This window comes from Streptomyces sp. NPDC101110 (assembly GCF_044759525.1).
Lineage (GTDB): Bacteria > Actinomycetota > Actinomycetes > Streptomycetales > Streptomycetaceae > Streptomyces.
Map to the genome: position 1 here is coordinate 117,511 of NZ_JBIVZM010000017.1, position 23,675 is coordinate 141,185.

The following is a 23,675-nucleotide window of genomic DNA, read 5'->3' on the forward strand; positions in this document are numbered from 1 at the left end:
ACTTCCCGCCAACGGATCAAGATCGAACGCAAGGTTGGCCGTGGGTCTTATCCGAGTTGAGACCTCGCGGAAGTATGCGCGGCCTGTGTGTGCTCCGCCGGAAATCTCCCGGTCACCGCCCCCGAATGCCGCAGGCAACACCCTTGACACTCCTCGCCACTTGGGCAACTACTGGTCCTTGCGCATCGAAGGTGACAACGTTGTCCACTGCGCAGGGAGGGTACCCGTTGATACAGCGGAAAGCTCGGCACAGATGGGGTTCGGCGGTCGTGTCGGCGACCGCCTTCGCTTTGACCCTGGGTTCGCAGGGCATTGCGGTCGCACTGCCGCAGGCCCCTGGAAAACCCGATCGGGAATTCGTGTCCTCCTTCGAGGCGGACGACCCGGTTCCGGACTGGGTGAACACCGTCGACACCGGCCCCGACGGCGCCAAGCGGGCCTCCGGGGTCGACGGCGGCTACAGCAGCGGCATACCGGGCAATGTGACCGACCGGGTCACCGACGTCCGGGCGAGCGCCGAGAACGCGGGCGGCGGAGAGGTGAAGGAGAACCTGGTCGACGGCGAGCCGAGCACCAAGTGGCTCACCTTCGAGCCCACCGGCTGGGCCGAGTTCGACCTGGACAAACCAGTTCAATTGGTGCGTTACGCACTGACGTCGGCCAATGACCACGACGAGCGCGACCCGAGGGACTGGAGTCTGAAGGGCTCCGTCGACGGCAAGGAGTGGAAGACGCTCGACGCGCGCTCCGGTGAGTCCTTCTCCGAGCGCTTCCAGACGAAGACCTACGATCTCGCCGAACCCGGCGAGTACCGGCACTTCCGGCTGGACGTGACCGGGAACAACGGCGGCGGCATCCTCCAGCTCGCCGACCTCCAACTGTCCACGGGCGGGGCCGACGGTCCCGTCCCGCAGGACATGCTCTCCCTGGTCGACCGCGGCCCGAGCGGCTCACCCACCGCCAAGGCCGGCGCCGGGTTCACCGGAAAGCGCGCCCTGCGGTACGCCGGCCGGCACACCGCCGACGGGCGGGCGTACTCGTACAACAAGATCTTCGACGTGAACGTGGCCGTCGGCAGGGACACGCGGTTGGCCTACCGTGTCTTCCCCTCCATGGCGGACGGGGACCTCGACTACGACGCCACGAACGTCTCCGTCGACCTCGCCTTCACCGACGGCACCCACCTGAGCGACCTGGGCGCCACCGACCGGCACGGGTTCCCGCTGACCCCTCGGGGACAGGGCGCGGCGAAGATCCTCTACGTCAACCAGTGGAACGACGTGTCCGCGCGGATCGGGTCGGTCGCGGCCGGGAAGACCGTGGACCGGATCCTGGTGGCGTACGACTCCGCCGAGGGCCCGGCCAGGTTCCGGGGCTGGCTGGACGACGTCAGCATCGAGTCCGTCGCGCCCGAGCGGCCGAAGGCGCACCTGTCGGACTACGCGGTGACGACCCGCGGCACCCACTCCAGCGGCGGCTTCTCACGCGGCAACAACTTCCCGGCGACGGCCGTGCCGCACGGCTTCAACTTCTGGACGCCGGTGACCAACGCCGGTTCGCTGAGCTGGCTGTACGACTACGCGCGTGCGAACAACGCGGACAACCTGCCGACGATCCAGGCGTTCAGCGCCAGCCACGAGCCGAGTCCCTGGATGGGAGACCGGCAGACCTTCCAGGTGATGCCGTCCGCGGCCGCCGGGACCCCGGAGTACGGGCGCGATGCCCGGGAGCTTGCCTTCCGGCACGAGAACGAAACGGCTCGGCCGTACTACTACGGGGTGCGGTTCGAGAACGGGCTGAAGGCCGAGATGGCGCCGACGGACCATGCGGCGGTGCTGCGCTTCACCTACCCGGGCGACGACGCGAGCGTCCTCTTCGACAACGTGACGGACCAGGCGGGCCTGACGCTCGACAAGGAGAAGGGGATCGTCAGCGGCTACTCGGACGTGAAGTCCGGGCTGTCGACGGGCGCGACCCGGCTCTTCGTGTACGGCGAGTTCGACAAGCCGGTCAGCGAAGGGAGCTCCAGCGGTGTCAAGGGCCATCTGCGCTTCGAGGCCGACGACCGGACCGTCACCCTGCGCCTTGCGACCTCGCTGATCAGCCTCGACCAGGCCGAGGACAACCTCCGCCAGGAAATCCCGGAAGGCCGGTCGTTCGAGGCCGTCAAGAAGAGCGCACAGCGGCAGTGGGACCGGCTGCTGGGCAAGGTGGAGGTGGAGGGCGCGACCCCCGACCAGCTGACGACGCTGTACTCCAGCCTGTACCGGCTGTACCTGTACCCGAACTCCGGGTTCGAGAAGGTAGGCGGCACGCACAAGTACGCCTCGCCCTTCTCCCCCATGCCGAACCCGGACACCCCGACGCACACCGGCGCGAAGATCGTCGACGGCGAGGTGTACGTGAACAACGGGTTCTGGGACACCTACCGGACCACCTGGCCGGCCTACTCGTTCCTCACTCCGTCCCGGGCGGGTGAGCTGGTCGACGGGTTCGTGCAGCAGTACAAGGACGGCGGCTGGACCTCGCGCTGGTCCTCCCCCGGCTACGCGGACCTCATGACGGGCACGTCCTCGGACGTGGCGTTCGCCGACGCGTACGTCAAGGGCGTCGACTTCGACGCGGAGGCGGCCTACGAGGCGGCGGTGAAGAACGCGACGGTCGTGCCGCCGAACCCGGGCGTCGGCCGCAAGGGCATGACCACCTCGCCGTTCCTCGGCTACACGGGCACCGAGACCCACGAGGGCCTGTCCTGGGCGCTGGAGGGCTACCTCAACGACTACGGCATCTCCCGCATGGGCCGGAAGCTGTACGAGGAGACCGGCGAGCGGCGCTACAAGGAGGAGTCGGAGTACTTCCTGAACCGCGCCCGCGACTATGTGAACCTCTTCGACTCGAAGGCCGGGTTCTTCCAGGGCCGGGACGCGAAGGGCGCCTGGCGGGTGGAGTCCTCGAAGTACGACCCGCGCGTCTGGGGCCACGACTACACCGAGACCAACGGCTGGGGGTACGCCTTCACCGCCCCGCAGGACAGCCGGGGCCTGGCCAACCTGTACGGCGGGCGCAAGGGCCTCGCCGACAAGCTGGACGCGTACCTCTCCACCCCCGAGACGGCCTCACCCGAGTTCGTCGGCTCCTACGGCGGTGTCATCCACGAGATGACCGAGGCCCGGGACGTGCGGATGGGCATGTACGGCCACTCCAACCAGGTGGCCCATCACGCCCTCTACATGTACGACGCGGCCGGGCAGCCCTGGAAGACGCAGAGGAGCGTCCGCGAGGTGCTGTCGCGGCTGTACACCGGCAGCGAGATCGGGCAGGGCTACCACGGCGACGAGGACAACGGCGAGCAGTCGGCCTGGTTCCTGTTCTCCGCGCTCGGCTTCTACCCGCTGGTGATGGGCAGCGGCGAGTACGCGATCGGCTCACCCCTGTTCACGAAGGCGACCGTGCACCTGGAGAACGGGCGCGAGCTGGTGGTGAAGGCGCCGCGGAACAGCGCGCGGAACGTGTACGTGCAGGGGGTGAAGGTCAACGGCCGGACGTGGACGAAGACTTCGCTTCCGCACGCGCTGGTCGCCAAGGGCGGTGTCCTGGAGTTCGACATGGGCGCGCGGCCGTCGTCCTGGGGCACGGGCGAGCACGCGGCACCCGTGTCGATCACCCGGGACGACGAGGTGCCGACGCCCCGCGCGGACGTGCTGGAGGGTGACGGCGCCCTGTTCGACGACACGTCGGCCACGGACGCCGCGGTGACCTCCGTGGACCTGCCGGTCCCGAAAGGCACTGAGGCGGTCCAGTACACGCTGACCTCGTCCGCGGACCGGGCGAAGGCGCCGGCCGGATGGACACTCCAGGGCTCCTCCGACGGCACGGCCTGGCGCACGCTGGACCGGCGCTCCGAGGAGTCCTTCGCGTGGGACAGACAGACCCGCGCGTTCTCCGTGAGGTCGCCGGGTTCGTACGAGAGGTACCGCCTGGTCCTCGACGGCGAGGCCACCCTGGCGGAGGTCGAACTGCTCTCCTGAGCAGCCGAGTTGGGGGTCCGATGGCGCGTCCCGTGCCCGTCCTGCCGGAGGGTGTCGCCCCGGCCCGGCTGCCGTCCGCCGCCTTCCGGGCGGTCGGCAGCCGGCGCACGCCGATCCGGGGATCGGGTCCGCTGGTGGAGACGGTGCACGAGGAGGTGGCCCACGCCTGCCGGGGTTTCGGAGGCCGGGTCGTACGGGAAGCCGAGCCGGACGGCCCGTACGACCTGGTCCTCGGCACCGGCACCGGTGTCGCCGACGCCGAGGGCTTCACCTGCGCGCGGGCGGGCGGCACGACCACGGTCACCGCCTGCGACGGCCGCGGGCTGCTGTACGGCCTGTTCCACGTGGTCCGCATCGGCGAGGCGGCGTTCCGGGGTGCGTGGGAGCCGCAGGCCCATCGCCCGGCGCTCGCCCCGCGGATGCTCGACCACTGGGACAACGTGGCCGTGCACCCCGTGATGGGCCAGGTGGAGCGCGGGTACGCGGGCGGCTCGCTGTTCTGGCAGGACGGGAGGGCACGGGGCGACCTCGACCGTGTGCGGGCCTACGGCAGGCTGCTCGCGGCGTGCCGGGATCAACGCGCTGTCGGTGAACAACGTCAACGTGCACACGGCCGAGGCGCGCCTGCTGACCGACCGCATCGGTGAAGTGGCCGCCATCGCGGGGGCGTTGCGCTTGGACGGGGAGTTCGCCGCGGGTGCCGTGCTCCAGGTGAAGCACGGGCCGATGGACTTCCAGGCGCGTGAGCCGGTGTCGCCGCTCGCCCGCCGCGCGCCCCGGCCCAGTGCCGGGCCGACAGCGGTGCGGCACTGAGTCAACGAAGACGCATGCGGTGCCGACCGGACCACTGCAGCGGGTGCCGGGCCCGCGACGGGCGCGGGGTCAGCCGAGGTCGTGGTGGCGCATCCCGGAGGCCGCGCCACCCCGCCCTGCTCTCCGGGTCACCCCGCGACCGGGGACTCCGCGGTGCAGCCGCCGGCGCTCACCAGGCCCTCGGCGCTCTGCTCCTCGATCACCTTGCCCTTGTAGACGATCTTGCAGGTGACCTGGGAGCCTTCGGGGTCCGCGGCGACCGGCATGACCGCCGCAGGCATGATGCCGCGCAGCGTGACCGTCTTCCTCCAGGGCAGCTCGGGCTTCGAGACCGACTCGATCTTCGGGTCCATGGCCTTGCCCTTGCCTCCGTGGAACTCGATCGAGTCGACGCTCTTCCCCGTGACCTCGTACGTGACTTCGTAGGTCTCGTCCACCGCCTTGTCGACCTGGTCGACCGCTTCGGAGCACGCGGTGAGGCCGACCGCGAGACCTGCGGCGGCGACGGAACAGACGGCTGCACGGACAATGCGCTGCAAAGGGATCCCCCCGGATCATGATGGCCGACCCCAAAGCCAACCGCACAGGGTACGTAGCGTCAACTTCCCCTGTGCGCAGGCCTGTTGCATCGCCGGCTTCCGCCCCCCCCTTCCGGCCCCCCTTCCGGTCCCCCACTTCCGCCCCCCTCCGGTCCCCCCGCTTCCGGTCCTCGGACTCGGCGACGGCGCGGTGCGCGGGGCCGTCCCCGGCACGGCGTCGGCGAGAGAGCCGGCCCGGGCCGTGTGCGGGAGCCGTTTACATCTGCGCCGCAGGGCGCTACCTTCCGCAACAGGCGGGGTGGGAGCGCTCCCATCAATGGTGGACCGGAACCCGCCCGCGAGTCGCTCCCATCCCGCGCATTTCCGTGCACACACATCCGCAGGCCCGTACCCCCACGAACGGATGACGCTGTCATGATCCTGACAAACAGGCCCGGAGGAGCCACGATGCTCCGGCCGGCGCTCCCCGCCCGGGCCAGAGCCCTCTTCCTCGTACTGCTCTCCCTCCTGGTCACCGTCCCGGCCATCGGCCTGGTCATGACGGCCGGCGGTGAGGCGGAGGCGCACGGCACCCCCATGAAGCCGGGCAGCCGCACCTTCCTGTGCTGGCAGGACGGACTGACCGAGACCGGCGAGATCAAGCCGGTCAATCCCGCCTGCCGGGGCGCGCAGCAGGTCAGCGGCACCACGCCGTTCTACAACTGGTTCTCGGTGCTCCGTTCCGACGGCGCCGGCCGCACACGGGGCTTCGTACCGGACGGCGAGTTGTGCAGCGGCGGCAACACCAACTTCACCGGGTTCAACACGCCCGGCAAGGACTGGCCGCTCACCCATCTCACCTCGGGCGCGACCATCGACTTCTCGTACAACGCCTGGGCCGCGCACCCGGGCTGGTTCCACGTCTACATCACGAAGGACGGCTTCGACCCGACCAGGACCCTCACCTGGAACGACATGGAGGAGCGGCCGTTCCTGAGCGTCGACCACCCGCCGCTGAAGGGCTCCCCGGGCACGGTCGAGGCCAACTACTCCTGGACGGGCAAGCTCCCCGAGAACAAGTCGGGGCGCCACATCATCTACATGGTCTGGCAGCGCTCCGACAGCCAGGAGACCTTCTACTCCTGCTCCGACGTGGTCTTCGACGGCGGCAAGGGCGAGGTGACCGGGATCAAGGAACCGGGCAACCCGTCCGAGCCGGCGCCCGGCACCTGCACGGCCACCCGCAGGACCACGGGCGGCTGGAACGGCGGATACCAGTCCGAGGTGACCGTCACCAACACCGGATCGGTGCCGATGCTCGGCTGGATGGTCGACTGGACGCTCCCGGCGGGCCAGAAGGTCGAGAGCCTGTGGAGCGGCAGTGCGACCTACAACGGCCAGGCGGTGATGGTCCACAACGCGAACTGGAACGGCTCCCTGGCGCCGGGCAAGAGCACGACGTTCGGCTACACCGTCTCCGGGACCGGAGGTGACAGCACGAGCAGTCTGCCGTGCCGGGTGGGCTGAACCTGCGCACGGGGCGGGCCCGTTGACCGGCGAGCACCGGTCGACGGGCCCCTCGGCACGGCAGGGTCGAACGGCCCGGCCGGGCCTCCGCGGGTTCCGGGCGACACAGGTGGGCGTCATGACGGAGGGGGCGAAGGCCACGGCCGACGCGGCGGCCACGAGCGAGCGAACCGGAGGACGGCGCGCACGGGGCGGCGGGGCGGCACGGAGCGGACCCGCCCGCTCGTCCCTGCTGATGGCAGTGGGCTCCTGCGGGGCTTCCACGCCTGGACACCCGCACGCCGTTCCTCATGGCGCCGTGGATCGCCACGGTGAACATTGTGTCTCACCGCCGGAACGGCCACCACGGCCGCGGCGCACTCGCCCTGGACCGGCTGATGAGGGTCGACGAGCTGCGCGTCCTCCCCGGCCGACGGTGACGGCGCCCCGCCGGCCCGCCTGAGGGGTCCGGCTCGGGGAGCGGAGGCGGACGCCCCATATGTCCGGGTTATCCAGGTGTGCGATTCTGTTGTGTGGGTGCCCTGCCGCTCATGTGCGGCGTGGAACCGCCATGGGAGGCGCGACCCCGCGCCGCCGGTCCCGTGCCCGCGTCGTCGTCGCCTGAGTCCCGGGGACTCCCACCTGCCGGTGACCGCGGCATGGACGGGAGGTGGATGCGGACATGCCCCATTACGGCGATGCCCGGGCCGCGTTCCCCGGTCTTCGGGCGCCGGGGGACGGGGGCACCGGTCCGTCTCGTCCCGCCCCGGAGCAGGCCGCCCGTGCGCGGCTCCTGGCGTTCGCCGGGGTGGCGCTGGCCGCGGTGTACGTACGTGGCGAGGACGGGGCCGGACTCCGGTTGGCGGAGTCCGCCGGGGGCGAGTCCGAGCAGCGGTACCGGTTGCCGGAACGAGTGAGCCTGCGGGCTCCCGGGTCATCCCCCCGAGCGGGATCGAGCAGCCCCGGGCCGGTGCCGGAAGCCGCTGCCCGTGACGACCGCTCCCCCGGCCCGACGCCGGGAGCGTCGCACGCCGCCGCCCACAGCGGCCCATCCCCCGGCCCTGCGTCGCACGCCGCCGGCCACGGTGGCCTCTCCCCCGGTGCCCGTACCGGCGGCGCCCGCGATGCCCCTGCCGGCCCGGACACGGGAGGTGGCGGTCCTGCCGTGGCCGAGGCCTATCTGCGGGGGCGGCCCGTGTGGCTCGCGAGCGTGCTGCTCGCCGGGGCCGAGGAAGGCGCCGCGGCCCCCGGTGGCAGGGCCCCGTTCGGTGCCCTGCCTCTGGGGGCCGGGGGCGGGTGGCTGGGATGTCTCGTCGTGGTGGGAGAGGCGGAAGGGTTCGGAGCCGAGCAGCGGGAGTTCCTGGAGCGCTACGCCGAGGCCGTCGCCGAGCGGCTGCGGGGCGAGGCCGACCGCTCGGCGCCTACGCCGCTGCTGGACTCGGCCCTGCGCGCCATGGGAGTGGGTTCCTTCGCCCTGTCGCCCGGCACCGGGCTGGTCGAGACGGATCCGGCCCTGCTCGAACTCGTCGGCATCCCCGAGGGCGGGTTCGACGGCAAGACCGACACGCTGCTGTCGGTGAGCGTCCCGGAGGACGTCCCCGCGCTGCTGTCGGTCATCGAGCCGTCCGCGCAGACCCCGGGCCGCCGCGAGCTGGAGTTCCGCATTCGGCGGCCCACCGGTGAACTGTGCTGGCTGCGGCTGAACTGCCGGGTTCTGAAGGGGCCCGACGGCGCCCCGGAGCGGGTGCTGGGCGTGGTCAGCGCGGCGCCCGTGCTGCGCCGCAGCGCCAGTGACGTCGCCCGGATCCAGTGGCTGACGGCCGCGCTCGACGATGCCACGACCGTCCGGGACGTCAGCCGTGTCGTCGTCGCCGCGTTGCGCGAGCCGCTGGGTGCCGACCGGGTGGCGCTCGCCGAGCTGCTGGAGGACCGGCTGGCGGTCACCGTGCTCGATCCGCCGGGTGCCGACGCCTGGCCGGAGCTGTGGCGCCGGGAGTGGCGCTCGGAGTGGCCCGACGCGCCGGTCACCGCCCTCCCCACGCTCCAGGCGGCGCTGCGCGACGGGCGGATGAGTCTGTGGCCGGCCGGTTCCGAACTGGAACCGGGACTCGCGGGGATCGGCCCCGGCGGGCTCGCGGTGCTGCCGCTGCCGGCCAGGAGCGGGGTGGCCGGGGTGTGTCTGGTCGGCTGGGACACCGCGCACGAGTTCGCCCCCGAGGAGCGGGCCCTGCTCACCGCGACCGCGGGCCTGGTCGGTCAGGCCCTGAAGCGCGCGCACGCCTACGACGCCGAGCAGGAGCTCGCGACGATGCTCCAGCGCAGCCTGCTGCCGCGCAGGCTGCCGCGGCTGCCCGGGGGCACGGCCGTGGCCCGCTATCTGCCCGCCCGGCGGGGGCTCCAGGTGGGCGGCGACTGGTACGACGTGATCGCACTGTCGGAGAGCAAGGTGGCCCTGGTCATCGGGGATGTGCAGGGCCACAGCGCGGGGGCCGCGACGATCATGGGCCAGATGCGTACGGCGGTCCGCGCCTACGCCGTGGAGGGGCATCCGCCGGACGTGGTCGTCGCGCACGCCAACCGGCTGCTCGTCGGCATGGAGACCGACCTGTTCGCCACCTGCTGCTACGTCGAACTGGACATGGAGGAGGGCAACGCGCTGTTCGTCCGGGCCGGGCACCTGGCGCCGCTGGCACGGCACCCCGACGGCAGCACCGAGGAGATCGCGGTCGAGGGCGGACTCCCGTTGGGCGTCCTCGCGGAGGCTGAGTTCCCGCTGACGGCCCTCGCGCTCGCCCCCGGATCGGTGCTCGCGCTGGTGACGGACGGCCTGGTCGAGTCGGCGGACCTCCAGGTGGACGAGGGGATGCGGCTCGTGCGCCAGGCGCTCGCGGCGGCGGATCCCGCCGACCCGGGCCGGATGGCCGACGCGCTGCTGGGCGAGGCCGGGCGGCGTGAGGACGACGTGGCGGTGCTGCTGCTGCGCTACGACGGGATGCGGGTACGGCCGGTGCGGGCCGGCTGGGTGGTGTGGCGGCTGCCGGACGCGGTGATGCACGCCCGCCGGTTCAGTGCGCGCACCCTGCGTTCCTGGGGCATCGTCGCGGAGGCCGACACCGTCCTGCTGGTGGTGTCGGAGCTGGTCACGAACGCCCTGGTGCACACACAGGGCGCGGTCCGGGTGGAGCTGACCTTGGCGGCGGACCGGCTGCGGGTGAGCGTGAGCGACTCCTCACCGCGGGCGCCGGCCAAGCCCGTGGTCGTGGACTGGGAGTCGACGGGCGGGCGCGGGCTCTTCCTGGTCGAGGCCATGTCGGCGGCCTGGGGTTCGGTACCGGTCGGCGGCGGCAAGCAGGTGTGGAGCGAGATCGTGGTCACCCGCCGGGAGACGGAGCCCGGTGAGGAGCCCGACGAGGAGCCGGAGACCGAGCCGGAGGAGGAGCGCAAACCGGGCCGGGTCTGGGGCCTGGGCCGCGACCGGTCCTGGGGCCTTGGCCGTAGCCGGGACCGCCGCAGGACCCGCGACGACGAAGGCTCGCGCCTCCACGAGGAACAGGCCCCGCGCCACCACGGCGGGCAGCCGCACCCGCACGCCTCCCGCGAGGGAGGCCCCTGATGCGCGGCCCGGGTCTGCGCGCGGCCGCCGGGCTGCTGGCGGTTCTCCTCGCCGTGTCCCTCGCCGCGTGTGCGGACAGCGGCGGGGAGGGCGAGGGCGAGGTGACCATCGGGCTGCTGCTGCCGAGCCGGGCCGTGCCCCGGTGGGAGAAGTCCGACAGGCCACTGATCGAGAAGCGGGTCAAGGAGCTGTGCCCGGAATGCCGGCTCCTGTACGCCAACGCCGAGAACGACGCGGCGAGCCAGCGGCAGCAGATGACCTCCATGATCACCCGGGGCGTCTCAGCCCTGCTCCTGGACGTCGTCGACCCCAAGGCTCTGCGCTCCTCGGTCCACGCGGCGCAGCGCGAGGGCATCCCCGTCGTCGCCTACGACCGGCTCGCCGAGGGCCCGATCTCCGGTTTCGTCAGTTTCGACGGGGCCGAGGTCGGCAGGCTCCAGGGCCGGGCGCTCCTCCAGGGCATGGGCGCCAGGGCCGACGGCGGCGGTGTGGTCATGATGAACGGCGACCCGTCCAGCCCCAACGCCGCCTGGTACGAGGGCGGAGCACGGTCCGTCCTGCGGGACGAGGTGCGGATCCTGAAGTCCTACGACACCCTCGGGTGGCGCACGGAGAACGCGCACGACCACATGTCCGCCGCGATCAACGACCTCGGTCCGGCCGCGATCGACGGGGTGCTCGCGGCGAACGACTCCATCGCGGCCGGTGTCATCTCCGCCCTCAAGAGCGCCCGCGTCTCGCCGCTGCCCCCCGTCACCGGGCAGGACGCCGACCTCGACGCCGTACGGCGGATCGTCGAGGGCGAGCAGCACATGACCGTGTACAAGCCCTTCCGGCTGGAGACCGAGGCGGCGGCCGCGATGGCCGTCGCCCTGGCGCGCGGCAACGACATCGACTCCCTGGTCACGACGACGATGGACAGCCCCACGACCGAGGACGTCCCGGCGATCCTGCTCACCCCGACCGCGGTGACGCGCGAGACGATCGGGCGGACGCTCGTCCGGGACGGTGTCTACACGCTCGACCAGATCTGCACCCCGAAGCTCCGCCCGGCCTGCGCCCGGGCCGGACTCACCCGGTGAGCGAGGTGGTCCCCGTGGCCCATCCCCCCGTTCTGGCGTTGCGCGGCATCACCAAGCGGTTCGGCGGTGTCCAAGCACTGGTGGACGTCGATCTGCAGGTCCGGGCCGGTGAGGTCGTGGCCCTGGCGGGCGACAACGGAGCGGGCAAGTCCACGCTGATCAAGGTGATCTCCGGGGTCAGCCCCGCGGACCGGGGCGTCATCGCGTGGGAGGGGCGTCTCGTCCAGATCAAGCGCCCCCACGACGCCCACGCCCTCGGCATCGCGACCGTCTACCAGGATCTCGCCATGTGCGACAACCTGGACGTCGTCGGCAACCTCTTCCTCGGGCGCGAGATCGACCGGGTGGGCGTCCTGGACGAGGTGGAGATGGAGCGCCGCGCCCGTGACCTGATGCGCACGCTGTCGATCCGCATCCCCGACGTGCGGATGCCGGTCGCCGCGCTGTCGGCCGGGCAGCGGCAGGCCGTCGCGATCTCCCGCTCGCTGATGGGCTCCCCCAAGGTGCTGCTGCTCGACGAGCCCACCGCCGCCCTCGGCGTGGAGCAGACCAGTCATCTGCTCGACCTGATCGAGGAGGTCCGCGACCGCGGCATGGCGATCATCCTCATCAGTCACAACATGGGCGACATCAAGGCCGTCGCGGACCGGGTCGCCGTGCTGCGCCTGGGCCGCAACAACGGTCTGTTCGACGTGAGCACCGTGACCCAGGAGCAGATCATCTCCTCCGTGACGGGAGCCGCCGACAATGCCGTGGCCCACCGTTCGAAGGGCGACGAGGAGGCATGGCCGTGAGCCGCGGCGGACCGCCCCGGGACGGCGGGCCGGCGGGGCCGGGCAGCACGGAGCCGGTCGCCGCAGCCGGTGCGGAGCGGGCCGCCGCCCGCGGCTGGCGGGACAGCGTGCGGGAGTACGCGCGGGGGGTCCGCGGCGGTGTGCGCGACGGCGAGCGGGGGCCGCTGCTGGTCGTCGCCGGGCTGATCGTGATCTGGATCGTCTTTCAGGGGCTGGACGACAAGTTCCTCTCGCCGCGTAACCTGTCCAATCTGAGCGTGGACATCGTCGGCACCGGGCTGGTGGCCGTGGGGATCGTGTTCGTGCTGCTGATCCGGGAGATCGATCTGTCGGTCGGCTCGGTGAGCGGTCTGGCGGGCGCGGCGTTCGCCGTGCTGAACGTCAACCACGGCGTGCCGGAGTGGCTGGCGGTGATCGTGGCGGTGGCCGCGGGGACGGCCGTGGGCGCCTTCCACGGGTTCTTCCACGCCTGGCTCGGTGTGCCCGCTTTCGTGGTGACGCTGGCCGGGCTGCTGATCTGGAACGGCCTGACGCTCTACCTGCTGGGGGCGAGCGGCACCATCAACATCGACGAGGAGGGCCTGGTCGCCTCCCTGACCAGCCGGCACTTCGGCAACGACCTGGTGGCGTACGCGGTCGCCGCGCTCGGCACGGCCGGGTACGTCCTGGCGGCCCGCCGTCGGCGCAGCCGCCACCGGGCGGCGGGCATGCCCTACCGGCACGGAGGTGACATCTGGCTGCGCACCGGGCTCCTCGCGGTGGTGGCCTTCGCCGGTGCGTACACCCTCAACCGGTTCCAGGGGTTGCCGCTGGCGCTGCTGATCTTCCTGGTGGTCCTGGTCGTCTCGGACTACGTGCTGCGCCGCACCCGCTACGGCCGGCGGGTGTACGCACTGGGCGGAGGGGTCGAGGCGGCGCGGCGGGCCGGCATCGGCGTGGAGCGGGTGCGGGTCGCGATGTTCATGGTGTCGGGGACGCTGGCCGCGTTCGGCGGGTTGTTCGTGGCGTCGGGGCTGACCTCGGCGAGTCCGACGACGGCCCGTGCCGCCGGTTCGGGGATGCTGCTGATCAACGCGATCGCGGCGGCCGTCATCGGTGGGACGAGTCTGTTCGGCGGGCGGGGCTCGCCCTGGTCGGTGCTGCTGGGTGTCGTGGTCATCCAGTCGATCGCCTCGGGGATGGGGCTGCTGGGGGTGCAGGACGCGGTGCAGTTCATGATCACCGGCGCGGTGCTGCTGGCCGCCGTGGCCGCCGACGCGCTGTCCAGGCGCGCTCAGGCCAGACGCGGCCGACCGTGACGCAGCGTGCCGGAAATGTTCCTGTTATTGCTTTATGCAACGTAATGCCTAATAGATGGCAAACGTGGGTATGCGGCGAGATGTCATGAAACACAGCCGCCTCACCCAGGTGGCCGTGGCCGTCACGGTCGCCGCCGGTCTGGCTCTTGCCGGGTGCGGTGACACCGATCTGCCCGGCGGCGAGGAGCAGGCCGATCTCAGCGTGCTCGCGACGGACGTGCCGCAGATCCAGACCCTGAAGAAGCTCACCAAGAGGCACTTCACGGCGGAGACCGGCATCACCGTCGACTACACGCTGCTGCCGGAGAACGAGGCGCGGGAGAAGATGAACCGCGAGTTCGCGACCCAGGCCGGCACCTACGACGTGGCGAGCGTCAGCGCGTACGAGGTGCCGATCTACGCGGAGAACGGCTGGCTCGCCCCGCTCGACTCCTATGTGAAGGCCGACGGGGACTTCGACCAGGACGATGTCTTCCCGAACCTGGTGTCCTCACTGACCGGCGAGGACGGCAAGCTCTACGCCGAGCCGTTCTACGGCGAGGGGTCCTTCCTGATGTACCGCAAGGACCTGTTCCGCAAGAGCGGTCTGACGATGCCGGCGAAGCCGACCTGGAAGCAGGTCGCCGACCTGGCCGCCCGGGTCGACGGCTCCGAGGGCGCGAGCGGCATCTGCCTGCGCGGCCTGCCCGGCTGGGGCCAGAACCTCGCCCCGATCAACACGGTCGTCAACACCTTCGGCGGCGCCTGGTACGACATGGACTGGAACGCCCGCCTGACCTCACCGGAGTTCAAGGAGGCCGTCGGGTTCTACGTCGACCTGCTGCGCTCCCACGGCCAGCCCGGCGCCGAGCGGATGGGCGTGCTGGAGATCCTCGACAGCTTCGTCGAGGGCAAGTGCGCCATGATGTACGACGCCACGTCGCTTGCCTCGTCGATCGAGGCCGACAGTTCCCCGGTCAAGGGCAAGGTGGGCTACGTCCCGGCCCCGCACGAGAAGACCGAGAAGGCCGGCTGGCTGTGGACCTGGGCGTGGGGCGTGCAGCAGGCCTCCGAGAAGAAGGACGCCGCCTGGGAGTTCATCTCCTGGGCCTCCTCCAGGCAGTTCCAGGAACTGGTCGGGCAGGAGATGGGCTGGACCTCGGCCCCCGCCGGGAACCGCAGGTCGCTCTACGAGACGCCCGAGTACCAGCAGGCGGCCGGCGCCTGGTACCGGCAGGAGTACACGGCGGCGACGGACTCCGCCGACCCGAAGGACCCGGGCGTCGGCCCCCGCCCCTACACCGGCATCGGCTTCCTGGGCATCCCCGAGTTCGCCGTGCTGGGTACGGCGGTGTCCGAGCAGATCGCGACGGCCATCGCCGGCCGGCAGTCCGTGGACGCGGCTCTCGACAAGGCGCAGGACCTCGCCCAGGCCGCCGCGGCGAAGTACCGCGGCGGGTGACCCTGCCGCCGTGCGGCGGGGGTCGCCCGTGAACGGCGCGGGCCGCGCCCCCGGTCACCCGGGAACGCGGCCCTCGAACTGCCGTGGCGGTCCGCTTACTTGCGGATCAGGCTGCGCAGCACGTACTGCATGATGCCGCCGTTGCGGTAGTAGTCCGCCTCGCCGGGGGTGTCGATGCGGACGACCGCGTCGAACTCGACGCCGGTGTCGGTGGTGACCTTCACCGTGCGCGGGGTGGTGCCGTTGTTGAGCTCCTCGACGCCGGTGAAGTCGAAGGTCTCCTCACCGGTGAGGCCGAGGGACGCGGCGGTCTGGCCCTCAGGGAACTGCAGCGGCAGGACGCCCATGCCGATGAGGTTCGAGCGGTGGATGCGCTCGTAGGACTCGGCGATGACGGCCTTGACGCCCAGGAGCGCGGTGCCCTTGGCGGCCCAGTCGCGGGACGAGCCGGAACCGTACTCCTTGCCGGCCAGGACGACCAGCGGGATGCCCTGCTCGATGTAGTTGCGGGAGGCGTCGTAGATGAACGACACCGGACCGCCGTCCTGGGTGAAGTCGCGGGTGTAGCCGCCCTCGGTGCCCGGCGCGATCTGGTTGCGCAGGCGGATGTTGGCGAACGTACCGCGGATCATGACCTCGTGGTTGCCGCGGCGGGAGCCGTAGCTGTTGAAGTCGCGGCGCTCCACACCGTGCTCGGTGAGGTACTTGCCGGCCGGGGTGTCGGCCTTGATGGCGCCGGCCGGGGAGATGTGGTCGGTGGTGACCGAGTCGCCGAGCTTGGCGAGCACGCGGGCGCCGGAGATGTTCTCCACCGGGGCCGGCTCGTGGGCCATGCCCTCGAAGTACGGGGGCTTGCGCACGTAGGTGGACTCGGCGTCCCACTCGAAGGTGTTGCCGGTCGGGATCGGCAGCGCCTGCCACTGGGCGTCGCCGGCGAAGACGTCGCTGTAGGACTTGGCGAACATGTCCTCGCCGATGGCGTTGGCGACGACGTCGTTCACCTCGGCCTCGGAGGGCCAGATGTCCTTCAGGAAGACCGGGTTGCCGTCCTGGTCGGTGCCCAGGGCGTCACGGGTGATGTCCACCTTCATGGAGCCGGCGAGCGCGTAGGCCACGACCAGCGGCGGGGACGCCAGGTAGTTCATCTTGACGTCCGGGTTGATGCGGCCCTCGAAGTTCCGGTTGCCGGAGAGGACCGAGGTGACCGCGAGGTCGTGGTCGTTGACGGCCTTGGAGACCTCCTCCGGCAGCGGGCCGGAGTTGCCGATGCAGGTGGTGCAGCCGTAGCCGACGAGGTTGAAGCCGACCTTGTCGAGGTACGGGGTCAGGCCCGCCTTCTCGAAGTAGTCGGTGACGACCTTGGAGCCCGGGGCGAGCGTGGTCTTGACCCACGGCTTGCGGGTCAGGCCCTTCTCCACCGCCTTCTTGGCCACCAGCGCGGCGGCGACCATGACGTACGGGTTGGAGGTGTTGGTGCAGGAGGTGATGGCCGCGACCGTCACCGCGCCGTGGTCGATCTCGTACGACGTGCCGTCGGGGGCGGTCACGGTGACCGGGTTGGACGGGGCGCCGTTCGGGATCGTCGAGGGCGCGTCGGAGCCGGGGAAGGACTCCTTGCTGGCCTCGTACTCGTCGTTGACGTAGGCGCGGACGTCCGTCTTGAACTGCTCGGCGGCGTTGGCGAGGACGATGCGGTCCTGCGGGCGCTTGGGGCCGGCGATGGACGGCACGACGGTCGACAGGTCGAGCTCGAGCTTCTCGGAGAAGTCGGGCTCGGCGGCCGGGTCGAGCCAGAGGCCCTGCTCCTTGGCGTACGCCTCGACCAGCGCGAGCTGCTGCTCGCTGCGGCCGGTGAGCCGCATGTAGTTGATGGTCTCGTCGTCGATCGGGAAGATCGCGGCGGTGGAGCCGAACTCCGGCGACATGTTGCCGATGGTGGCGCGGTTCGCCAGCGAGGTGGCGGCGACGCCCTCGCCGTAGAACTCGACGAACTTGCCGACGACGCCGTGCTTGCGGAGCATCTCGGTGATGGTCAGCACGAGGTCCGTGGCGGTCGTGCCGGGCTGCAGCTCACCGGTCAGCTTGAAGCCGACGACGCGCGGGATGAGCATGGAGACCGGCTGGCCGAGCATGGCGGCCTCGGCCTCGATGCCGCCGACGCCCCAGCCGAGCACGCCGAGGCCGTTGACCATGGTGGTGTGCGAGTCGGTGCCGACCAGGGTGTCCGGGTAGGCCTTGCCGTCGCGGACCATCACGACACGGGCCAGGTGCTCGATGTTCACCTGGTGGACGATGCCGGTGCCGGGCGGGACGACCTTGAACTCGTCGAAGGCGGTCTGGCCCCAGCGCAGGAACTGGTAGCGCTCCTTGTTGCGGCCGTACTCCAGGTCGACGTTCTGCTTGAAGGCGTCGTTCGTGCCGAACTTGTCGGCGATGACGGAGTGGTCGATGACCAGCTCGGCCGGCGCCAGCGGGTTGATCTTCGCCGGGTCGCCGCCCAGCTCCTTCACGGCCTCACGCATGGTCGCGAGGTCCACGACGCAGGGAACGCCGGTGAAGTCCTGCATGATCACGCGGGCCGGCGTGAACTGGATCTCCTGGCTGGGCTGGGCCTGCGAGTCCCACCCGCCGAGGGCACGGATGTGGTCGGCGGTGATGTTCGCGCCGTCCTCGGTGCGGAGCAGGTTCTCCAGCAGGACCTTGAGGCTGTAGGGAAGGCGGGCCGAGCCCTCCACCTTGTCCAGCCGGAAGATCTCGTACGACTCGTCGCCCACCTGCAGCGTGCTGCGGGCGTCGAAGCTGTTCGCCGACACGACAGTCTCCTTCATTGATGTGCGCGTACCACCACGATCCTGCCGCCACGGCATCTTGGCCGATCCGCTAAGGTAAGGCTAAGTTAGGTAACCCTTACCGCCGGACTCGATGGCGGCGTGCGGCTGCGGTGCTCTCTCGGCAGATATCTCGATGTCGAGATAACTCTAGTACACGAGCGCCGGATGGTCATGCCCCGGCGCCCCTGATCTCGCGCAGGGAACGTTGAGCGGCCACCGAAGGTCGGTGACCGCCAGGTTTTCCCGCCGAAGGTTGAGTGATCGTTTACGGCTGACTGCCCGGGGGACGGTGGGGGAACCCGTACGCGCGTACGGCGATCCCGTACGGGCGCCTGCGCTGGGCTCCGGATGGGGTGTCCGGTTCGAGGACGTACCGATGTCCGTGCTGAGGACGATGTCGACGAGCGAACCGCGGAAGCGTTCGCCGCGACCGGGTGGGCCTGGTCGGCGGCGGGGTGCGGCAAAAGACTGATCACCGCCGTCCACGGAGAGACACGTCTCTGGTGTTCGGCGAGCTGCCGTCAGAAGGGCTACCGGCAACGGCAGCGCGAGCGAGCCGAAGCTCTGGCGGCCCAGCCCACTTGCGACGAGTGCGGCACCCCACTCGGCCCCGGCAGCCGACGACGCCGGTGCTCGAAGATGTGCAGTCACCGGGCCTGTATACGTCGCCGGATCGAGCGGGGCGGATCCCCACTGCTGACACCCGGTCCAAAGGCACCGCCCCGAGAACAGCCGAGGATCTGCGCGTATTGCTCAGGCCCCCCGTTGCCGGGGCGCAAGATCCAGATACGCCTCACCTGCTCAGCAACCTGCCGCACATACCTCTACCGCCGAAGGGCACCGTGCTCCATCTGCGGATCTTGCGGACGTGCAGGTCAACGGGGGTTCGTCTCTCCGGGGGCGGACCCGCGGCCTGCTGCTTCGACTTCGGCAAGGGAATGGAACCTGCGGACCCGGTCGGGTCGCGAGGTCTCGACAACCGGGCGCAGATGCCACCGCGCCGTGGGCGCATGCGGGTTCCGGTCCGGTGATGTGTCGGAGACGGCTACGATGTCGTCCTCGTACGCCTCCGTGCATACGTATCCCATGCTCGGGTTGCCCAGCACGGGGCAGTAGTCCACCGCAATCCGGAGGCACCCGGCATGGATGGTGGCGGAGGACACCACCGCCGACCCGTCCCGCGGCTCCTGAAGGGCCACCCACGCCGTGGTGCCCAGATCGTTCCCGCAGACCTGGCACCCCCAGAGCCGGCGGCACAGCTCCGCCTTCACCCGCTCGATCTCGCGGAAGAGCGGCCGGCCGTCGCCCATGGGGGTGACCCAGGGGAAGGGCAGCCCGCCCAGCACCGGGCGCGGCAGCCCAGCGGGGTTCTGGAACTCCTCACCCTGGTAACGCGGCGGATGCACGTATACGACGCGCTATGAGCGGCACGGCGACGCCACGGAAGACGCCGGCGAGGGGAGCTGCCACCACGGCGAACGGTGCCAGGGCGGAGAAGATGAGCGTCATCCGGATTTCACCGAACCGGCGCCGCAGTCGTGGAGCCGGGAGAGAGGCAGCGAACCCGGCCAGGGCGCCGAGCGTGGACAGCAGGCCGCACATCCAGGTCGAGATGCCGATCTCGTTGAGAAGGAAGACCGGCAGCATGGCCAGGATGATGCCCGCGCCGATGTTGTTCAGGGCAGCCTGGTTGAGGAGCAGGCGGAGCAGGGGCTGGCTGAACAGGACGCCCATACCGTCCGCGATCTCACGGCGGAACCTGCGCTCGGGCGTGGCCCTGTCTCGCGCGACGTCCCCGGACGGGTGGATGCGTCGTACCAGCAGGAGCGACATCAGGTGGCAGAGCCCGACGAAGCAGTAGAGAACAGGTGCGGCGATGCTCTGTGTCACCACGCCCGCGACGCTGGGGGAGACCGCCTGAATGGTGGTCTGGGAGGTCTGCAGCCGGGCGTTGCCGTCTGCCACTCGCCGTCTGGGCAGCACGTACGGCAGCACGCTGCTGTGGGCCACTTCGAAGAAGACCCCGGCCATGCTGACCACCAGGGCCACCACGATCAACTGGGCCACGGTGAGGACGTCCAGGAAATAGGCGACCGGGATGCTGCCGAAGGCGACGGCGTAGGCGACGTCTGCCCAGACCATCACCGGCTTCTTGCGCCAGCGGTCGATCCAGACGCCGGCGGGCAGACCAACCGTCAGGAATCCCGCCCGGCTGCAGACGAAGATCAGGCTCATCACCAGCGGACGCGCGTGCAGCAGCAGGAGCGCGGTGACGGGTAGGGCGAACCCGGCGACCTCGGAGGCCGCGTACCCAAAACCGTTCGCTGCCCACAGACGCCGGAAGTCGGGGACCTTGAGGACCTCGGTGGCGTCGTCGTCGGCGGCGAGGGCAGGGGGGAGCGTCACGGTCCTTCCCTCCGTCAGCGGATGATCGTGAAGCTGGGGATCGCACCCGGCGTCGGTCGTGCTGCCAACTCTGCCAGCACCTTGCGGTCGACCTTCCCGTCCTACCAGGGCGCCGTTTACGGGGCCCTGTGCGCGGTTGCCGTACTGTCACGGGCCGAGGGACCGGCCCCCCGGAGCAGCCACGTCATGCTTGTCCACGGACTGGTCTGGCTGGCATTCGTGGTGAACTTCCTTCTGGTGGTGACCGGCGTGAAACTCGAGTGGGCCTTCGCCATGTTCACCAGCCTCCGCCCGTTCGGCCGGTCCTGGCTCGAGCGCCATCGGCTCATGGACTGGCCCCGTTACTACGCGCTCACGCTCCCGGCCCGCATACCGAAGTCACTGCTGCGCGAGGTCGACCCCGAGTTCCTCTATCTGGCGACACGGGCGGGAAACGTCGTCCACGAGGGCGTGGTCTACCACCTGGAAGCCGCGGCGCGGAAGTGTGACGTCTCGTTCGCTCCGCAGGCGATGACCGTCGATCTCGGCGTGCGCGAACTCGTCCCCGCCCCCGCCGATCCGCCCCAACCCCCTCCCCGGCGGCGTCTTCTCGCGTACCCGGCCATCGCCCCCAAGAGCCTGGACCAGCGCTACCTCGTCTGAGAGAAGTCTCCCGACGGCCGTGCGGATGGTCGGGCCGACGTTGACCGTCTCACCGCACCACCCGCGCACACGATCCAGCTTGTCGGCGCCCTCGCACCGGCCGCCGATCGCTCACCTGGGCACTGCGGGCTCCGTAGGGACCGCTCAACCTTCGCCGAGAATCGCTCCCCCTTCACTGCGACGGGTCACTCCCGGCGGCCATGTACGCCCTTTTCCCGGGTATCCGAACGGGACATCCACGTACCACACAAGCAGACGGACAACCACGCACACAGGAGAGGAGACAGGCATGCCGCTCACGTTCCGCAAGAGTTTCCGGATCCTTCCGGGGGTGCGGCTCAACATCAACAAGCGCTCCTGGTCCATCACCACCGGCGGCGGAAAGAACGGCCCGCGGTACACCCGCAGCAGCACAGGACGCCATACGACCTCGATGGACCTGCCCGGACCCTTCGGCTGGCGGCGCACCACCAAGGCGGGCCGACACTGAGCCGGCCCGGACGGGTTTGACATCCCGTCACCCGTTCGGACCCCCCGATCGGGCTTCATCTCATATCTGAGATAACCTCAGCCTCATGTCAGACGACTACCTCGTACGCATCGGCAAGCTCATCCGTGACGCCCGGCAGCACCGCGGCTGGACCCAGTCGCAGCTGGCCGAGGCGCTCGGCACCAGCCAAAGCGCCGTCAACCGGATCGAGCGCGGCAACCAGAACATCAGCCTTGAGATGATCGCGCGCATCGGGGAGGCCCTCGACAGCGAGATCGTGTCACTCGGCTACGCCGGTCCGATGCATCTGCGGGTGGTCGGCGGGCGCCGGCTGTCCGGTGCCATCGACGTGAAGACGAGCAAGAACGCGTGCGTGGCACTGCTGTGCGCCTCGCTGCTCAACGAGGGGCGCACGGTGCTGCGTCGCGTCGCCCGCATCGAGGAGGTGTACCGCCTCCTTGAGGTGCTGGGCTCCATCGGGGTGCGCACCCGGTGGATCAACGACGGCGTCGACCTGGAGATCGTGCCGTCGGCCGAACTGAACCTGGCGGCGATCGACGCGGACGCGGCCCGCCGCACCCGCTCCATCATCATGTTCCTCGGCCCGCTGCTGCACCGCCTGGACCACTTCAAGCTGCCGTACGCCGGCGGCTGCGACCTCGGCACCCGCACGATCGAGCCGCACATGATCGCGCTGCGCCGGTTCGGTTTGGACATCGCCGCCACCGAGGGCCTGTACCACGCCCAGGTGGACCGCGCGGTCAGCCCCGACCGCCCGATCGTCCTGACCGAACGCGGCGACACGGTCACCGAGAACGCCCTGCTCGCGGCCGCCCGGCACGACGGCATCACCGTCATCCGCAACGCCTCGTCCAACTACATGGTCCAGGACCTCTGCTTCTTCCTGGAGGCCCTCGGCGTCAAGGTCGACGGCATCGGCACGACCACGCTCACCGTGCACGGCGTGCCCACCATCGACGTCGACGTGGACTACTCCCCCTCCGAGGACCCGGTCGAGGCGATGAGCCTGGTGGCCGCGGCCGTGGTGACGGAGTCGGAGCTGACGGTCCGCCGCGTGCCCATCGAGTTCCTGGAGATCGAGCTCGCCGTCCTGGAGGAGATGGGCCTCGACCACGACCGCACGCCCGAGTACTTCGCCGACAACGGCCGCACCCGGCTGGTGGATCTCACGGTCCGGCCCTCCAAGCTGGAGGCGCCCATCGACAAGATCCACCCCATGCCGTTCCCGGGCCTGAACATCGACAACGTCCCGTTCTTCGCGGCCATCGCGGCGGTCGCCCAGGGCCAGACCCTCATCCACGACTGGGTCTACGACAACCGCGCGATCTACCTGACCGACCTGAACCGCCTCGGCGGCCGCCTCCAGCTCCTGGACCCCCACCGCGTCCTGGTCGAGGGCCCGACCCGCTGGCGCGCCGCCGAGATGATGTGCCCGCCGGCCCTACGCCCCGCGGTCGTCGTCCTGCTGGCGATGATGGCGGCCGAGGGCACGTCGGTGCTGCGCAACGTGTACGTCATCAACCGCGGTTACGAGGACCTGGCGGAGCGGCTGAACTCGATCGGGGCGCAGATCGAGACGTTCCGGGACATCTGAGGGTGAGTACGTCCGCAGGTGTGGCCCCTCCAGAACGGGATAGTCCGCATCTGTGGACACACAGCTGCTGACCTTTGGCCACAGCACCGCCGGACGGGAGCGGATCGGCGGGCTGCTGCGGGATGCCGGGGTGGCGGCCGTCGTGGACGTGCGGACCGCGCCCGGCAGCCGCCGCGATCCCGATCTGCTGCGGGAGCGGCTCGCCGAGTGGCTGCCGGGTGCCGGTATCGGCTACCGGTGGGAACCGGCCCTCGGCGGGTTCCGCCCGCTGCCCGCGGACAGCCCGGACGTCGTGTGGCGCAACGAGTCCTTCCGCGGGTACGCCGCGCACACCCGCTCCCCCGAGTTCGTCTCCGCGATGGACCGCCTGCTGCGCGAGGCGGCGGGCGCCCGCACGGCCGTGATGTGCAGCGAGGCGGTCTGGTGGCGCTGTCACCGCCGCCTGATCGCCGACTTCGCGGTGCTGGCCCGCGGCGTACCCGTCCGGCACCTCATGCACGACGGTCGTCTGAGTGCCCATGCGCCGACACCGGGAGCCCGTCTGCGGGAGGACGGGCTCCTCGTGTACGACGCCCCCACCGAGCCGACCCGGGGCTGA

15 protein-coding genes and 1 pseudogene are annotated in these 23,675 nt (G+C 70.7%); 12 read left to right on the forward strand and 4 right to left on the reverse strand.

Translation table 11 applies throughout. The features are described from left to right. Positions 1–230 precede the first annotated feature (230 nt). Entirely contained in the window at positions 231–4,028 is a 3,798-nt protein-coding gene (locus ACIQU3_RS32275; protein ID WP_403929202.1) for a GH92 family glycosyl hydrolase, read from the forward strand. 20 nt (positions 4,029–4,048) lie between these two features. Continuing rightward, positions 4,049–4,808: pseudogene (locus ACIQU3_RS32280) on the forward strand (alpha-glucuronidase); the annotation flags it as partial. 161 nt (positions 4,809–4,969) lie between these two features. Here the strand turns inward: ACIQU3_RS32280 and ACIQU3_RS32285 are convergent. Beyond that, positions 4,970–5,380: an MmpS family transport accessory protein gene (locus tag ACIQU3_RS32285; RefSeq protein ID WP_403741348.1), complete on the reverse strand. Its 411-nt coding sequence runs from the start codon at positions 5,378–5,380 to the stop codon at positions 4,970–4,972. A gap of 447 nt (positions 5,381–5,827) precedes the next feature. Between ACIQU3_RS32285 and ACIQU3_RS32290 the strand changes: the two genes are divergently transcribed. From ACIQU3_RS32290 to ACIQU3_RS32315, 6 genes are all read left to right on the forward strand, one after another. Beyond that, positions 5,828–6,886, forward strand: a complete 1,059-nt coding sequence (locus tag ACIQU3_RS32290) for a lytic polysaccharide monooxygenase (RefSeq protein ID WP_403929118.1) — start codon at positions 5,828–5,830, stop codon at positions 6,884–6,886. Positions 6,887–8,075: 1,189 nt separating this feature from the next. Beyond that, positions 8,076–10,478, forward strand: coding sequence for a SpoIIE family protein phosphatase (locus ACIQU3_RS32295; RefSeq protein ID WP_403741590.1), 2,403 nt, complete (start codon positions 8,076–8,078; stop codon positions 10,476–10,478). Further along, positions 10,478–11,560: a sugar ABC transporter substrate-binding protein gene (locus ACIQU3_RS32300; protein ID WP_403741354.1), complete on the forward strand. Its 1,083-nt coding sequence runs from the start codon at positions 10,478–10,480 to the stop codon at positions 11,558–11,560. The genes ACIQU3_RS32295 and ACIQU3_RS32300 overlap by 1 nt, the downstream gene beginning before the upstream one ends. 14 nt (positions 11,561–11,574) lie before the next feature. Continuing rightward, the gene (locus ACIQU3_RS32305; RefSeq protein WP_403741357.1) at positions 11,575–12,354 is read left to right on the forward strand and encodes an ATP-binding cassette domain-containing protein; all 780 of its coding nucleotides are present in this window, start codon (positions 11,575–11,577) and stop codon (positions 12,352–12,354) included. Beyond that, positions 12,345–13,652 carry a sugar ABC transporter permease gene (locus ACIQU3_RS32310; protein ID WP_403741360.1) on the forward strand — a complete coding sequence of 436 codons (1,308 nt, stop codon included), beginning with the start codon at positions 12,345–12,347 and terminating at the stop codon, positions 13,650–13,652. The genes ACIQU3_RS32305 and ACIQU3_RS32310 overlap by 10 nt, the downstream gene beginning before the upstream one ends. An 85-nt stretch (positions 13,653–13,737) precedes the next feature. Then, on the forward strand, positions 13,738–15,093 hold the full coding sequence (locus ACIQU3_RS32315; RefSeq protein ID WP_403929120.1) for an ABC transporter substrate-binding protein: 1,356 nt from the start codon (positions 13,738–13,740) through the stop codon (positions 15,091–15,093). Between the two features lie 95 nt (positions 15,094–15,188). Here the strand turns inward: ACIQU3_RS32315 and acnA are convergent, their stop codons facing one another. From acnA to ACIQU3_RS32330, 3 genes are all read right to left on the reverse strand, one after another. Next, positions 15,189–17,906: an aconitate hydratase AcnA gene (gene acnA / locus ACIQU3_RS32320; protein WP_403741366.1), complete on the reverse strand. Its 2,718-nt coding sequence runs from the start codon at positions 17,904–17,906 to the stop codon at positions 15,189–15,191. 893 nt (positions 17,907–18,799) lie between these two features. Then, positions 18,800–19,330: a hypothetical protein gene (locus ACIQU3_RS32325; protein ID WP_403929123.1), complete on the reverse strand. Its 531-nt coding sequence runs from the start codon at positions 19,328–19,330 to the stop codon at positions 18,800–18,802. Then, positions 19,305–20,330 carry an MFS transporter gene (locus tag ACIQU3_RS32330; protein WP_403929126.1) on the reverse strand — a complete coding sequence of 342 codons (1,026 nt, stop codon included), beginning with the start codon at positions 20,328–20,330 and terminating at the stop codon, positions 19,305–19,307. Before ACIQU3_RS32330 ends, ACIQU3_RS32325 begins: the two co-directional genes overlap by 26 nt. 186 nt (positions 20,331–20,516) lie before the next feature. Here ACIQU3_RS32330 and ACIQU3_RS32335 point away from each other — a divergent pair, with 186 nt between their 5' ends. The 4 genes from ACIQU3_RS32335 (at position 20,517) to ACIQU3_RS32350 (ending at position 23,675) form a co-directional block, all read left to right on the forward strand. After that, positions 20,517–20,972: a hypothetical protein gene (locus tag ACIQU3_RS32335; RefSeq protein WP_403741377.1), complete on the forward strand. Its 456-nt coding sequence runs from the start codon at positions 20,517–20,519 to the stop codon at positions 20,970–20,972. Positions 20,973–21,261: 289 nt separating this feature from the next. Further along, the gene (locus ACIQU3_RS32340; protein WP_403929129.1) at positions 21,262–21,462 is read left to right on the forward strand and encodes a DUF4236 domain-containing protein; all 201 of its coding nucleotides are present in this window, start codon (positions 21,262–21,264) and stop codon (positions 21,460–21,462) included. Positions 21,463–21,547: 85 nt separating this feature from the next. Then, entirely contained in the window at positions 21,548–23,077 is a 1,530-nt protein-coding gene (locus ACIQU3_RS32345; RefSeq protein WP_403741383.1) for a helix-turn-helix domain-containing protein, read from the forward strand. 52 nt (positions 23,078–23,129) lie between these two features. After that, positions 23,130–23,675, forward strand: a complete 546-nt coding sequence (locus ACIQU3_RS32350; protein WP_403741386.1) for a DUF488 family protein — start codon at positions 23,130–23,132, stop codon at positions 23,673–23,675.

Bases quoted from the DNA above. Each gene is read 5' to 3' on its own strand.
- ACIQU3_RS32300 (WP_403741354.1), top strand. From the start codon at position 10,478: ATGCGCGGCCCGGGTCTGCGCGCGGCCGCCGGGCTGCTGGCGGTTCTC.
- ACIQU3_RS32310 (WP_403741360.1), top strand. From the start codon at position 12,345: ATGGCCGTGAGCCGCGGCGGACCGCCCCGGGACGGCGGGCCGGCGGGG.
- ACIQU3_RS32335 (WP_403741377.1), top strand. From the start codon at position 20,517: ATGCTTGTCCACGGACTGGTCTGGCTGGCATTCGTGGTGAACTTCCTT.
- ACIQU3_RS32315 (WP_403929120.1), top strand. From the start codon at position 13,738: ATGAAACACAGCCGCCTCACCCAGGTGGCCGTGGCCGTCACGGTCGCC.
- ACIQU3_RS32340 (WP_403929129.1), top strand. From the start codon at position 21,262: ATGCCGCTCACGTTCCGCAAGAGTTTCCGGATCCTTCCGGGGGTGCGG.
- ACIQU3_RS32345 (WP_403741383.1), top strand. From the start codon at position 21,548: ATGTCAGACGACTACCTCGTACGCATCGGCAAGCTCATCCGTGACGCC.
- ACIQU3_RS32290 (WP_403929118.1), top strand. From the start codon at position 5,828: ATGCTCCGGCCGGCGCTCCCCGCCCGGGCCAGAGCCCTCTTCCTCGTA.